We start from the raw sequence: 13,369 nt of genomic DNA on the forward strand, positions 1-13,369 counted from the left end.
TCGTGCTGCGGCGCCAACTCACCCGGCACAGGCGGCGGACCATCCAAACCCGGCTGACCAAAAGGACCACTCGGCGGACCAACCGGCGGCGGACCGTCGGGGCGCGGCCGCTGGTTGTCGTGTCGCCGCGGAGGGCCGTCGTGTCCGATCGGCGGCAGCTCGTTCGGGCCGGGCATCGGGCCCGGCTGACCGAACGCACCGCTCGGCGGTGCATCCGGTGCGGCCTGCGGCATCGGTTCGATCAAACCCGGCACCGGGCCGAACGGACCGCTCGGCGGTCCTACCGGAGGCGGCCCGTCGGGAACGCCCTCGCGGCGCGGCGGCGGGCCGTCGATCAGGCCCAGGTCGTCCGGGCGGGCCGGGGCGGGGAACGGTCCGCTCGGCGGACCTTCGCGGCGCGGCGGCGGAGCGTCCGGCAGGCCGGGCTCGGGGCGCGGGCCGTCCAGCGGCCCCGCCTGGGGGATCGATCCGCTCGGCGGGCCGAGCGGCGGTTCCGGGAGCAGCGAGCCCGCGAGCTGGCCTTCGGCCGCCAGGGAGCCGCTCATGCCGCTGGAACGCGGTGCGGGTTCGGGCAGGTCACCGTCCAGGGAGCCGGAGAACTCCGGTTCCGGCGAACCACCGAGGTCGCCGGACAGCGTCGACGCAGCGGCGGCCGGCGGCTTGGGCCGGTCCGGCGCCGGGCGGGCGGCTTGCAGTTGCCTGCGCTGCTCCTGCTCGAAGCGTTCCGGCAGCTGCTCGGCTCGCTGCCAGAACGCGAACGGGTGCGGTTCGCCGGTCAGGGCCGCGAACTCGGCACGCAGATCGAAGCGCATCGGGCGCGGCGCGGGCCGAGCGCCGCCCTGCGCGCTCGGCGGCGCTTCGCCCAGCGAACCGCGCACCGGCGGTTCCGGACGGGGCCTGCCGGGGCCGGCCTGTTGCGCGTCGAAGCCCGCTGGCCCCGGCGCGGACGCCGGATTCTGCGGTGACGTCACGATTCCCCCAGGTGCTTGGGACGGTCGAAGCGCCGCACGGCATCCGGAGCGGTCCGGATGACGGGCGCACTGGAATCGACGTGGTGGAGCATTCCGTCGTTCCCCGTTCAACCCGCCGCGATGGCGCGCGCAGGCGTGCGACGGTGCGCTTCCCCGAGCGCACGTGCTTTCACCTGCGTAGATGCCGACATCGCGGGCCCCCTCGTTGCTTCTGTTACCGCCGAAGGACAGTAGCAGCTGAGGTTCACCCGTACTGGTGTTTCCAGGAACAGCCACCCGGTTGCCGCCGCGAGCAGCCAAAAGCGCCGCACGACAAGGGAAAGCCGTTGTCCGGGATCCGGTGCGGACCGGGCCGCGGGGCGGTCGGTCCGGCCTCTTCGAGTTGCCGGAAAACGAAGCACGCAAAACGCCCAGAAAAACTAGACTAATCAGTGCCGTTAATCACGAAGGTCGAACCGACGGTGGCGTAGGTAGGGATTCGAGCGCCAATGTTGTTCCCGGACCGCGTCGGCGGGAGGAATCACCAGGGAAGGACATCGCATGGCATCGCAGCGCAGCGACTCGGCACGCTGGGACAGCTTCGTCGCGCTGGGGGACAGCTTCACCGAAGGACTGGCGGATGCCGGACCGGACGGGGCGTTCCGGGGCTGGGCCGACCGGCTCGCCGAACACCTCGCCGCGGGCAACCCGGACCTGCGCTACGCCAACCTGGCCGTGCGCGGCAAGCTCGTCCGCGAGATCGCCGACGACCAGGTGCCCAAGGCGATCGCCCTGCGACCGTCGCTGGTCGCCTTCACCGCGGGCGGCAACAACATCATCCGCCCCGGCAGCGACCCGGACGCCGTGGCGCAGATCTTCGAGAAGGCGGTCGCCGAGCTGCGCGCCGCGGGCATCGACGTGCTGATCGGCACCGGTTTCGACACCGCCGCGACGCCCGTCCTGCGGCACGTCCGCGGCAAGGTCGGCACCTACAACTCGCACCTGCGCGCCATCGCCGACCGGCACGGCTGCTACGTGCTGGACCTGTGGTCGATGCGCGTGCTGCAGGACTCGCGGGCCTGGAGCGAGGACCGGCTCCACCTGTCGGCCGAAGGGCACCGCCGGGTCGCGCTGCGAGCCTGCGAAGCGCTGGGCGTGCCGACCGACGAGGACTGGCGCGAGGAGTGGCCGACCGCGCCGGACACCTCGTGGCGCGACCAGCGGGCCCAGGACATCCGGTGGGCCCGGGAGCACCTGGCGCCGTGGATCAGCCGCCGGCTGCGCGGGGTGTCCAGCGGAGACGGCCGCGAGCCCAAGCGCCCGCAGCTGGAGAAGCTGACCGCCGCGAAGTGAGCGCTGCGAATCCTGGCCGGTGACCGCAGCCGCGACGTCCCACCGGTCGCGTCTCGGGAGCTGCCGCATGCGCATGACCCGCCCTCGCAGCTCGCACCGCCGCGGGATCTCAGCGTTCGCCTGGTGAGGACAGCCCGTGCGCCGTGTATCGGAGACATCCCGGAGTCCAGGCGGACGCTGAGGTTCCGCTACCCGCACCGCTGCGCAAGACGAGCTGGAAGAAGTCCGGAAAGGACGAAGTGCGGACCTTCGGCTCCTCACCCCGTCGGCCGAAAGCCCGCACTCACCCCCATCGTCCATCCGGGAGGCGCCCCGAATGCTTTCCGCCCCCCTAGCGGCCGCCCCGATCGACCACGCAGGAACGATCGGGGCGGCCGGGCGACAATCCCCCCTTGGACTCCCCCCAGAGCCGCCCTTAGTGCGAATCCCGCACGGCTGGATCCGCACTGGAGACAAATTCCCAGCGGGGCCTACACACCCGCTAAACGCTCGCTAAACGCTGATCCACCGGTCCCGGGGCGCGCTTGCGGCCACCGACATCGCAGCAGGTCGCGGCCGAATGTTCAAGCGGACTAGGCCAACGCGTCCAGCCGCTCCCTGACTTCGGCCGCCCGCGGCGACCCCTCCGCCTCGAATATCGCCAGCGCGGTCTCCCACCTGGTCCTGGTCACCACCAGGTCGCCGCGGCAGCGGGCGGCGTCGCCCAGCCCCAGGTAGGCCGAGGCCTGCCGCATCGCCGAACCGCACTTCAGCGCCACGTCCAGCGCCTCGTGGTGGTAGCTCTCGCCCTCGTCGAGCCTGCCGAGCTCGATGCAGACCTCGCCGCAGTTGTTCAGCACCATCGCCAGCGTGTCCAGGTCGTCGGCGGCCCGGTACAGCGCTTCGGCCTCGCGCAGGTGCGCCAGCGCCTCCTCCCGCTCGCCGTTGACCTGCTCGACCATGGCGAGGTTGTTCAGCGCCCCCGCCTCGAAGTAGCTGTCGCCGAGCGAGCGGTAGACCCGCAGCGCGTCCTGGCAGTGCGCCTTGGCCTCGTCGTAGCGCTGCAGCCGGAACAGCACGCTGGCCATGTTGATCTGCGTCATCGCCCGCCGCGACGCGTCGTCGTTGGCCACCGCGACCCGGTAGGACTCGTCGTAGTGCCCCAACGCCTCGTCCAGCCGCCCGGACCGCGAGTGCGCGACGCCCAGCCCGGCCGACATCAGCACCTTGCCGGTCGGGTCGTCCACCGCGCGCGCCGAGTCGAGGCCGTCGGTGTAGACCCGGATCCAGTCCTCCCACGGGCAGCGCACCATCAGGTAGTTGAACTGGAGCCGGGCCAGCTGCCAGGCCAGTTCGTGCATGCCGCGAGCGTTGGCGGCGCGGACCGCGGCGACCAGGTTCGGCCACTCGGCGTCGAACCAGTCCAGCGCCTGGGCGCGGTCGTGGATCTCCGGCGGCCGGGTGCCGTCGGTGAAGTTCAGCTCGTCGCGGGTCGGGCGCAGGAACCGGCGCGCGTGGTCGGCGGTGACCAGGTAGTGGTTCAGCAACCTGGGCAGCGCGCCGCAGTCGTCGGACTCGGCCAGCAGGTCCCGCGCGTACACCCGCAGCAGGTCGTGCATGCCGAAGCGGTCCGGTTCCGGTTCGACGACCAGGTGCGCCAGCGCCAGCGCTCGCAGCCTGCGCAGCGCGCTGGCCGGATCGGTGTCGCACAGCGCCGCCACCGCATCGGCGGTGAAGGTGTGGCCGGGCACCAGGCCGAGCAGCCGGAAGGTCTCGGCGTGCACCGGGTGCAGGCTCCGGTAGGAGATGTCGAAGGCGCGGCGCACGCTGGTGTCGGCGTCGTCGTCGATGTCCAGCGCGTGCAGCCGGTTCCGCTCGTCGGTGAGCTCGTGGACCAGGTCCGACACCCCGCGCGCCGGGTTCGCGGCCAGCCGCGCGGCGGCGATCCGCAGCGCCAGCGGCAGGCCGCCGCACAGGGCGGCGAGCTCGGCCGCGGCGACGGGCTCGGACGCCGACTTGCCGGGCACGCCCGCGCGATCCAGCAGCTCGATCGCGGACTCGGTGGGCAGCGTCTCCAGCGGCAACACCTTCGCGCCGCTGCGCACCACCAGCCCGTCCAGCCGCCGCCTGCTGGTCACCAGCACCAGCGATTCGGCGCTGCCGGGCAGCAGCGGGCGGACCTGCTCGGAGTCGCGCGCGTTGTCCAGCAGCACCAGCACCCGCCGCTTGGCCAGCAGCGACCGGTACAGCGCGGCGCGGTCGTCCAGCTCCACCGGGATCGCGTCGGCGGCCACGCCGAGCGCCTTCAACATGCTGGTCAGCGCCTCGCCGGGGCTCAGCGGCTCGCGCTCGGAGTGGTAGCCGCGCAGCGAGGCGTAGAGCTGGCCGTCGGGGAACTCGTGCTCGACGCGGTGCGCCCAGGTCAGCGCGAGCGCGCTCTTGCCGACGCCGGCGATCCCGGTGAGCACCGCGAGCCGGCTGGAGCCCTGCTCGCGCTCGGCGAGCAGCCGGTCCAGCTCACCGAGTTCGCGGCGGCGGCCGACGAAGCCCGCCGGGGCGGGCGGCAGTTCCGCCGGGATCGGGCGCTTGATGCCGAGCGCCGGTTCCGGCCGCCGCGGCGAGCTGCGCAGCGCCGGGTCGTCGCGGAGCACCTGCTCGTAGAGCTCCCGCAGGTCGGGGCCGGGGTCGAGACCCAGCTCGTCGGAGAGCCTGCGGCGCAGCTCGTGGTACCGGGCCTGCGCTTCGGCGCGGTGCCCGGCGCGGTAGCTGGCGAGCATCAGCTGCCCGGTCAGCCGCTCGCGCAGCGGGTGCCGGTCGACGAGCGTGGACAGCTCCAGCAGCAGCTGGTGGTGGCGGCCCAGGTCCAGGTCGGCGTCGATGCGCTCCTCCAGCGCGAGCAGCCGCAGCTCGTCGAGGTTCGGCGCCACCATCCCGTAGAGGCGGCTGCTGGAGATGTCGGCCAGCACCGGGCCGCGCCAGAGGGTCAGCGCCTCGGCCAGCACCCGCGACCGCTCGGCCGGTTCGAGGCCGTGCGCGCGGTTGATCAGGGCGCGGGCGCGGTGCGCGTCGATCCGCTCGGCGTCGACGCGCAGCAGGTAGCCGGGCGGACGGGTGACGATCTCGGTGCCGCCCGGATCGCCCTCGCCGAAGAGCTTGCGCAGGCGGGAGACGTAGCCCTGGATGATGGTGCGGGCGCTGGCCGGCGGATCGTGCTCCCAGATGGTGTCGATCAGCCGGTCCATGGACACGATCTGGTTCGGTTCGAGCAGCAGGCAGGTGAGCAGGGCCCGGACCTGGCTGCTGCCCATCGGGCGCAGGGCGCCGTCCACGAGCACTTCCAGCGGACCGAGAACGCGGAACTCGAATCCCGCGATCGGTGCTCCGCTCGGTCTGTCGTGCGGCGCCATCATCCCCTAATCCGATTCTCGCTCATGTTTTGTTGAGCCTTCAGACAGTCTCGACCAAGGTCCACACCGAGTCCACCACCCCCGGCGAACCCCGCCGCAGGGCCGACACACCGTAACGAGCGAGCGTCGCGCACAGCCGGATTGCCGAGCCGCACTCACTCCAATGGAGGAATGCGCGGTTCGTCCCGGATGCAGTGCGCGACGACCCGCCGGTTGCCGGTGAACGTCTCCCGGGCGGCGAACACGCCAAGTAAAGTCGGGACCCGTCGATCACCCGTACGAGGACACTGTGGAAGGAGAGCCCGACCCGTGCGCAAACCATCCACAGTGGTCGATCGCGCGGTCGCCTGCCTGCTCGGCGGGGCTCTGGGCGACGCCCTCGGCAGCCCGGTCGAATACGCGCAGCTGGACGACATCCGGGCCGAGTTCGGCCAGGCAGGAGTGGCCGAACCGCCGCCGCAGGCGCTGCTCGGCGACGCCACCCAAATGGCCCTGTTCACCGGCGAGGGTTACCTGCACGCCTGGACCACCGGTAACAACGGCGGTCAGTGGCGCCCGGTCGAGTCGACGGCGGCCGCTTACCGACGGTGGTTGATCACTCAGCAGGAGGACAAGCCGCAACCCGGCGCCACCGGCCTGCTCGCCGAGCCCGAGCTGTACGCCGGCCGGGCTCCCGGCCTGACCAGCCTCCGAGCGCTCCAGGAACCCGAGCTCGGCACCCCGGACCGGCCGCGCAACAGCTCGAAGGGCTGCGGCGGGGTCGACCGCAGCGCGCCGCTCGGCTTCGCCCCGACCGCCGAGATGGCCTACCAGCTGGCCTGCCAGTGCGCCGCGCTCACCCACGGCGGCGTCGGCGGCTGGGCGTCGGCCGGCGCGATGGCGCTGATCGTGCACCTGGTCGCGGTCCAGGACCGCAAGCTGCCCGCGGCCGTGGACCAGGCCGCCGGGCGGGTCCTGCGCGAGGACGCCGAGACCGCGAACGCGCTGGCCGAAGCGGCCACGCTGGCCCGCCTCGGTGCCAACGTCAGCCACATCGAACGCCTGGGGCAGGGCTGGATCGGCCCGGAAGCGCTGGCCATCGGCGTCTACTGCGCGCTGGCCATGCCCAAGCCGGAGCAGTTCACCGACGCCCTGCGCCTGGCGGTGAACCACTCCGGGCACAGCGACTCCACCGCGGCGGTGACCGGCAGCATCCTCGGCGCCCGCCACGGCACGGCGGTCCTCCCCCGCCCCTGGCTGGGCCGCCTGGAGCTGGCGGACGTGATCGAGCGGATCGGCCACGACCTGGGCGCCTCCTGCTCCGGCGACCAGTTCAACGAACGCCGCTACCTCGGCATCGCCTGACCGTCGCGCGAAGTTGGCCACCCTCCGGGTGAAGGTGGTGGTCAGGGCGATTTCGGGCGGGTCGCCTTGGTGCGCAGGACCGATACCGCCGCGCCGAGGAAGCCGATGTTGAAGGCCATCTGGACCGCCGCCACCGCTCGCGCGAACTGCGAGACCGCGTGCACGTCGCCGAAGCCGACGGTGCTGGTGACCGACAGGGAGAAGTACAGCGCGTCGGTCTTGGTGCGCAGCTCGGCGATCGCGTCCGGCTGGTGCTGGGCGAGCCCGTAGTAGACGGCGGCGAAGAACAGCACCGCCAGGTAGAGCGCGGTCACCACGCCCGCCATCGAACTCCGGTGGTGGCCGCCGCCGGACCGGAACCGGCGCACCTGGACCATGATCAGCACGGAGACGGCGAGCAGGCCGACGCCGAAGACCACGACCTCGCCGATGGTGCCGACGAGGCCGAACACCCCGATCGGCAGCGCGTAGTAGACGCCGGTGCACGCCGCCACGGCGCCCACCGCGGCGGCCAGGTCGATCAGCACTCCGCGCCGGGCCACGAGCGCCAGGTTGTGCCACCGGCGCGCCCGGCACCACTCGGGCCGGATCAGACGGTGGCGGGAGTCCTGGTCAGGCGGCTGAGGCGGCGCTTGCCGATCACCCGGCAGGCCAGGTAGATCACGAACGAGATGATCGTGACGAAGGCGCTCACCGGGGCGCCCGGAGCCAGCGACAGCACGATGCCGCCCAGCACCGCGACCTCCGCGAACACCACCGCCAGCACGGTCGCCCTGAGCGGGCTCGCCGTCACTCGCGCCGCCGCCGCGCCCGGCGTCACCATCAGCGCCAGCACCAGCAGCGCGCCCACGGTTTGCACGCCGAGCGCGGTCGCCACTCCGACCAGCACTGCGAACAGCGGCGTCAGCACCCGCGCGGGCACTCCGCGCGCCGCCGCCACGTCGGGATCGACGCTGGCGAACAGCAGCGGCCGGTACACGAAGGCGAACACCAGCAGCACGGCCACCGCGCAGGCGGTGAGCAGCAGGACGTCGGCGGAGTCGACCCCGACGATCTGGCCGACCAGCAGGCTGAACTTGTTCGCGGTGCGCTCCGGGTTCAACCACAGCAGCAGCACGCCGACGCCCAGGCCGAACGACAGGATCGCGCCGATCACCGAGTCGCGCTCGGTGCCGCGCTGTCCCAGCAGCCCGAGAAGCAGCGCGGCGACCACGGCACCGGCCAGCGCCCCCGTTCCCACGCTGACGCCGAACAGCAGCGCCGCAGCGGCGCCGGTGAAGGCGAGCTCGGCCGTGCCGTGCACGGCGAAGGACATCTTGCGCGCCACCACGAGCGGCGCCAGGCACCCGGACACCAGGCCGAGCGCCGCGGCGGCCAGCAGCGCCTGCTGGACGAACGGATAGCCGAGCAGGTCGACCATCGCGGTGAAGTCGAAGAGGTCGCCCAGCGCCTCGGTGATCGCGTTCACGCCTCTTCCGCCTCTTGCACGTGGTGGTCGTGGTCGTCGACGCCCGCGACCACCAGCCGGCCGCCGACGCGGGCGACCTCGACATCGGTCCGGTACAGCTCGGACAGGGTGGCCGAGTTCATCACCTCGTCCGGCGGACCGACCCGGAACCGGCCGTCGACCAGGTAGAGCACCCGGTCGACCAGCGGCAGCACCGGGTTGATCTCGTGCGTGACGAACAGGACCGCTGCCCCGGCCTGCCGGGCCTGGTTCGCGATCAGCCTGCTCACCTTGCGCTGGTGCGCGATGTCCAGCGACAGCAGCGGCTCGTCGCACAGCAGCACGGACGGGTCGCTGACCAGCGCCTGCGCCACCCGCAGCCGCTGCTGCTCACCACCGGAGAGCAGGCCCAGCGGCATCCGGGCGTACTCGGTCGCCTCCACCGCCCGCACCGCGGCCTCGACCCGCCGCTTGCGCTCGCGGCGGTTGCGGAACCCCACGCCCCAGTGGTGGCCGTCGAGCCCGAAACCGACCAGATCGGTGCCGCGCACGGTGACGGTGGCCTCCAGCGCCCGCTGCTGCGGGATGTAGCCGATCCGGTTGCTGCCGCGCCGGGCCGGACCGCCCGCGATCTCCACGGTGCCCGCGCTCAGCGGCTGCAGGCCGAGCAGCACCTTGAGCAGGCTGGTCTTGCCGGAACCGTTCGGCCCGAGCACGGCCAGGAACTCGCCGGGGGCGACTTCCAGGTCCAGCCCCGACCACAGGGTGCGGCTGCCGTAGGAGAGCGCGGCATCGCGCAGCCGCACCGCGGGTGCGGCGGGCGGCGCGAGGACCGGCTCGGTCTCGGGTTTGGCGGTCATGTCTCAGAACCCGTCTTCGTTCCCAGTTCGGTCTTTCCGTTCGAAGCGGCGCAGCCGCTCGGCCCGAGGACAGCCCGAGCGCCGCGCATTGGACGTGCACCGGCCCGGGATCCCGGAGTCCGGGCGGGCGCTGAGCTTCCGCCACCCGCACCGCCGCGCAGAACGACCACGTCGGACAAGGTCTCAGCGATTCTGGGTCAGGGCGTTCTGCAACGCAGCGATCTGGGCGTCCATCCACTGCACGTAGGTCTTGCCCTCCGGCAGGGTTTCGGTCATCTCGACGACCGGGATCCGATTCTGCTCCGCGGCGGTGCGCACGTTGCGGGTGACCGGCGATTCGGTCTGCGGGTTGTAGATGACCGCCATCGCCTGCTTGGCGTTGATCGCGTTCTGGATCTCGGCGACGGCCGCCGCCGACGGGTCGCTCTCGGCCTCGATGGCCTTGACGAAGGACTGCGGGGTCACGTCCTGCAGCCCGGCGGCTTCGACCAGGTAGTGCGCGACCGGCTCGGTGACGATCACCGGCTTGCCCCGGTTGGCCGCGGCGATCTCGCCGACCTTGCCCTCCAGCGCGCCGACCTCGGTCTCGAACTGCCCGGCGGCCTGGCGGAACTGGTCGGCCTTCGCGGGCTGGAGCTTGCCGAGCTCGGTGGCGACCTGGTCGGCGACCTCGTGCACCACGTGCAGGTCGTACCAGACGTGCTCGTTCGCGGAGTGGTCGTGGCCTTCGTGCCCGTGCTCGTCGTGGGCGTGCCCCTGCTCCTCGGGAGCGGGCTGCTCATCGTGGGCGTGCTCGCCGTGTCCCTCGGGAGCGGGCTGCTCGCCGTGGGCGTGCTCGCCGTGTCCCTCGGGAGCGGGCTGCTCGCCGTGGGCGTGCTCGCCGTGCTCCTCGGGAGCGGGCTGCTCGGCCTCGTCCTGAACCGCCACCACGGTCGGTTTCTGGGAGCCGCCGAGGATCTGCTCGATGAAGGAGTCGTAGCCGCCGCCGTTGTAGACGACCAGGTCGGCGTCGGTGACCTTGGCGGCGTCCCGCGGCGTGCTCTCGTAGGAGTGCGGGTCGGAGTTGGGATCGCTGACGATCGACTCGACCTCGACGGCGTCGCCGCCGACGGCCTGCGCGACGCTGCCCCAGACGCTGGTGGAGGCGACGACCTTGATCTTGTCGCCCGCGCCGGGTGCGGCCTGCTCCCCGGTTCCGCAGGCGGTCAGGGCGACAGCGGCGGCGGCCAGCCCGGCCAGGGCGGTGGACGCAGAGCGACGGCGGGAGGTCATCTAGCGCACTCCTAGGTGATCTTGTGCGCAGCAGGCGGACGGCTTACTGCGAACGGTAACGGAAACCGTTGTCATCTACAGTCTAAGCACGTCGATTCACAACACTCCACCGAGTGGGTTATTCCCCACGAAACGCGAAGACGCCCCCGCCGGGAGCGGGGGCGTCGGAACGCGCAGGAGCAGGCACCGGCCGGGCGGGTGGCCCGTGAGCGCTTCGGGGTGTCATGGCACCCCAAAGCGCTCACGGCAGCACCCACCGCCGAACAGCCGGGAAGGCCTTCCGGCGGATCAGGCGGTCAGGCGGAGGCCGGTCTCCGGGTGGAACAGGTGCACCTCGGTGCTGTCGCGCAGGGCCACCTTGACGTGCTGCCCCAGAGCCGGCGGCGTGCGGCCGTCGGCGCGGACCACGAAGCGCTCCTGCGAGCCGTTGATGTCGATGGCGCCGTGGATCAGCGCGTCCGCACCGAGCTCCTCGACGAGCTCCACGGTCATGTCCATCCCGTCGTCCTCGCTGGAGACCAGCGACAGCGCCTCCGGGCGCACGCCGAAGGTGACCTCCTTGAGGCCGTCGGCGGCGGCCAGCACGTCGCGCGACAGCGGGATCGTGGTGCCATCGAGCACCGCTCCCTCGCTGGTCAGCGGCACCGTCTTGAGGTTCATCGCCGGCGAGCCGATGAAGCCGGCCACGAACGCGTTCGCCGGGTTCTCGTACAGCTCGCGCGGGCTGGCGCACTGCTGCAGCAGGCCGTCCTTGAGCACCGCGACCCGGTGCCCCATCGTCATCGCCTCGACCTGGTCGTGGGTGACGTAGATGGTCGTGGTGCCCAGCCGCTTCTGCAGCGCGGCGATGTTGGCGCGGGTCTCCACACGCAGCTTCGCGTCGAGGTTCGACAGCGGCTCGTCCATCAGGAACACGCTGGGCTCGCGGACGATCGCGCGCCCCATCGCCACCCGCTGCCGCTGACCACCGGAGAGCGCCTTGGGCTTGCGGTCCAGGTACTTCTCCAGGTCCAGCATCCGGGCGGCTTCGGTGACCTTGTCCTTGATGACGTCCTTGGGCGTCTTGCGGAGCTTGAGCGCGAAGCCCATGTTCTCGGCCACGGTCATGTGCGGGTAGAGCGCGTAGGACTGGAACACCATCGCGATGTCCCGGTTCTTGGGCGGCGTGTGGGTGACATCGTTTCCACCGATCGTGATGCCGCCCTCGTCGACGTCCTCCAGGCCGGCGAGCATCCGCAGCGCCGTCGACTTGCCCGACCCCGACGGGCCGACCAGCACCAGGAACTCCCCGTCCGCAATGTCCAGTTCCAGCTGGTCAACAGCGCGAACCGGCGGATTCCCCTGGTACACCCGCGACGCGTTGACGTATGCAACCTCAGCCATGTGTGACGCACCTTTCACTGAACCGGTCCCGAAACGGTAACCGCTACGACACCAAAGGTCATCCCCTCGAATGAACCAACTCGCTACGTAATCACGCAGAGTCGCTCCGTGATCACCACTCGAACATGAGTGGGATATGCATCATGCTCACTTCACCGAGGGGTACTGAACCGTTACGGTTCCTCCATGGCGCGGTCAACGAATGCCCGGCGGCCTGCGACGCTCGCCTCGCTCGCTGCAGAACTCGGGGTCTCCAGGACCACGGTTTCGAATGCGTACAACCGTCCTGACCAGCTCTCCCCCGAGCTGCGCAAGCGGGTTCTGGAGACGGCTCGCCGGCTCGGCTACCCCGGTCCGGACCCGGTGGCGCGGTCGCTGCGCACCCGGAAGGCGGGTGCCGTCGGCCTGCTGCTCACCGAGAACCTCTCCTACGCGTTCCGCGATCCAGGCGCCGTGGGCTTCCTCGAAGGGCTGGCGCTGGCCTGCGAGGACGCCGGTCAGGGCCTGACCCTCATCCCGGCGAGCCCGGAGCGCGAGGACGTCGCCGCGGTGCACCGCGCCGGGGTGGACGGCTTCGTCGTCTACTCCGTCCCCGAGGACGACCCGCACCTGGCCGCCGTGCTCGAGCGCCCGGTGCCGGTGGTGGTCTGCGACCAGCCCCGGCTGGACAACGTGGACTGGGTCGGCCCGGACGACCGCAAGGCCATCAAGAGCGTCGCCGATCACCTGATCGGGCTCGGCCACCGCCGCATCGGCGTGCTGTGCATGCGCTTGGCGCGCGGCCGCAACGACGGCCCCGCCTCCGTGCAGCGGCAGGCGAACGCCAGCTTCCACGTGCAGAAGCTGCGGCTGACCGCGCTGGCCGAGGTCTTCAGCGAGGCAGGCGTGGACTGGACGACGATCCCGGTGGTGGAGCGCTTCGACCACACCACGGCCTCCGGTGCGTCGGCGGCGGCCCAGCTGCTGGAGATCGACCCGGACATCACCGCGATCGTGTGCACCTCGGACATCCTGGCGCTGGGCGCGCTCAGCGAGGCCCGCAACCGGGGCCTGCGGGTGCCGGAGGACCTGACGATCACCGGTTTCGACGGCATCCCGGACGCGGAGCGCGCGGGCCTGACCACGGTCCGCCAGCCGTGGCTGGAGAAGGGCCGGGCGGCGGGCCGCCTGCTGCTGGAGGCCGCCGAGCCGGGCCGACCGCGCCACATCCAGCTGGAGACCCAGCTGATCACCGGATCCACCTCGGCTCCGCCCCGCTCCGCCGAGGAGCGCTGGTTCGGCCCGTGATCCGCGTGTCACCTGACCGCCCTACCCCTTCGGCGTGTCGTCCCCCGACACGCCGAAACCGGCGCAATTTCAATGGAAATCAGACGT

At 71.8% G+C, this 13,369-nt stretch carries 9 protein-coding genes and 1 pseudogene; 3 read left to right on the forward strand and 7 right to left on the reverse strand.

Translation table 11 applies throughout. From position 1 onward, the window contains the following. Positions 1 to 971, reverse strand: a pseudogene (locus C4T78_RS33580) (hypothetical protein); the annotation flags it as partial. Between the two features lie 540 nt (positions 972 to 1,511). On the opposite strand from C4T78_RS33580, the gene C4T78_RS33585 reads away from it, so the two are divergent. After that, a complete protein-coding gene (locus C4T78_RS33585; RefSeq protein WP_093357782.1) occupies positions 1,512 to 2,303 on the forward strand; it encodes an SGNH/GDSL hydrolase family protein in 792 nt (263 codons plus the stop codon). A 572-nt stretch (positions 2,304 to 2,875) separates the two neighbouring features. On the opposite strand, the gene C4T78_RS33590 is transcribed toward C4T78_RS33585, so the two are convergent. Beyond that, entirely contained in the window at positions 2,876 to 5,692 is a 2,817-nt protein-coding gene (locus tag C4T78_RS33590) for an AfsR/SARP family transcriptional regulator (RefSeq protein ID WP_235863837.1), read from the reverse strand. A gap of 306 nt (positions 5,693 to 5,998) precedes the next feature. On the opposite strand from C4T78_RS33590, the gene C4T78_RS33595 reads away from it, so the two are divergent. Then, complete coding sequence (locus C4T78_RS33595; protein WP_093357781.1) at positions 5,999 to 7,033, forward strand: ADP-ribosylglycohydrolase family protein; 1,035 nt, start codon at positions 5,999 to 6,001, stop codon at positions 7,031 to 7,033. Between the two features lie 41 nt (positions 7,034 to 7,074). Here the strand turns inward: C4T78_RS33595 and C4T78_RS33600 are convergent, their stop codons facing one another. From C4T78_RS33600 to C4T78_RS33620, 5 genes are all read right to left on the reverse strand, one after another. Then, positions 7,075 to 7,575, reverse strand: coding sequence for a potassium channel family protein (locus C4T78_RS33600; RefSeq protein ID WP_103908191.1), 501 nt, complete (start codon positions 7,573 to 7,575; stop codon positions 7,075 to 7,077). Between the two features lie 47 nt (positions 7,576 to 7,622). After that, positions 7,623 to 8,480 (reverse strand): metal ABC transporter permease, encoded by an 858-nt coding sequence (locus tag C4T78_RS33605; protein WP_374703922.1) that lies wholly within the window; start codon positions 8,478 to 8,480, stop codon positions 7,623 to 7,625. A gap of 17 nt (positions 8,481 to 8,497) precedes the next feature. Further along, a complete protein-coding gene (locus C4T78_RS33610; protein WP_093357777.1) occupies positions 8,498 to 9,340 on the reverse strand; it encodes a metal ABC transporter ATP-binding protein in 843 nt (280 codons plus the stop codon). A gap of 183 nt (positions 9,341 to 9,523) precedes the next feature. Next, positions 9,524 to 10,612, reverse strand: a complete 1,089-nt coding sequence (locus tag C4T78_RS33615; RefSeq protein WP_093357776.1) for a metal ABC transporter solute-binding protein, Zn/Mn family — start codon at positions 10,610 to 10,612, stop codon at positions 9,524 to 9,526. Between the two features lie 288 nt (positions 10,613 to 10,900). Then, on the reverse strand, positions 10,901 to 11,995 hold the full coding sequence (locus C4T78_RS33620) for an ABC transporter ATP-binding protein (protein WP_093357774.1): 1,095 nt from the start codon (positions 11,993 to 11,995) through the stop codon (positions 10,901 to 10,903). A gap of 186 nt (positions 11,996 to 12,181) precedes the next feature. On the opposite strand from C4T78_RS33620, the gene C4T78_RS33625 reads away from it, so the two are divergent. After that, positions 12,182 to 13,282, forward strand: coding sequence for a LacI family DNA-binding transcriptional regulator (locus C4T78_RS33625; protein WP_093357773.1), 1,101 nt, complete (start codon positions 12,182 to 12,184; stop codon positions 13,280 to 13,282). The last annotated feature ends 87 nt before the right edge of the window (positions 13,283 to 13,369 follow it).

This window comes from Saccharopolyspora kobensis, from assembly GCF_900108315.1.
Lineage (GTDB): Bacteria > Actinomycetota > Actinomycetes > Mycobacteriales > Pseudonocardiaceae > Saccharopolyspora > Saccharopolyspora kobensis.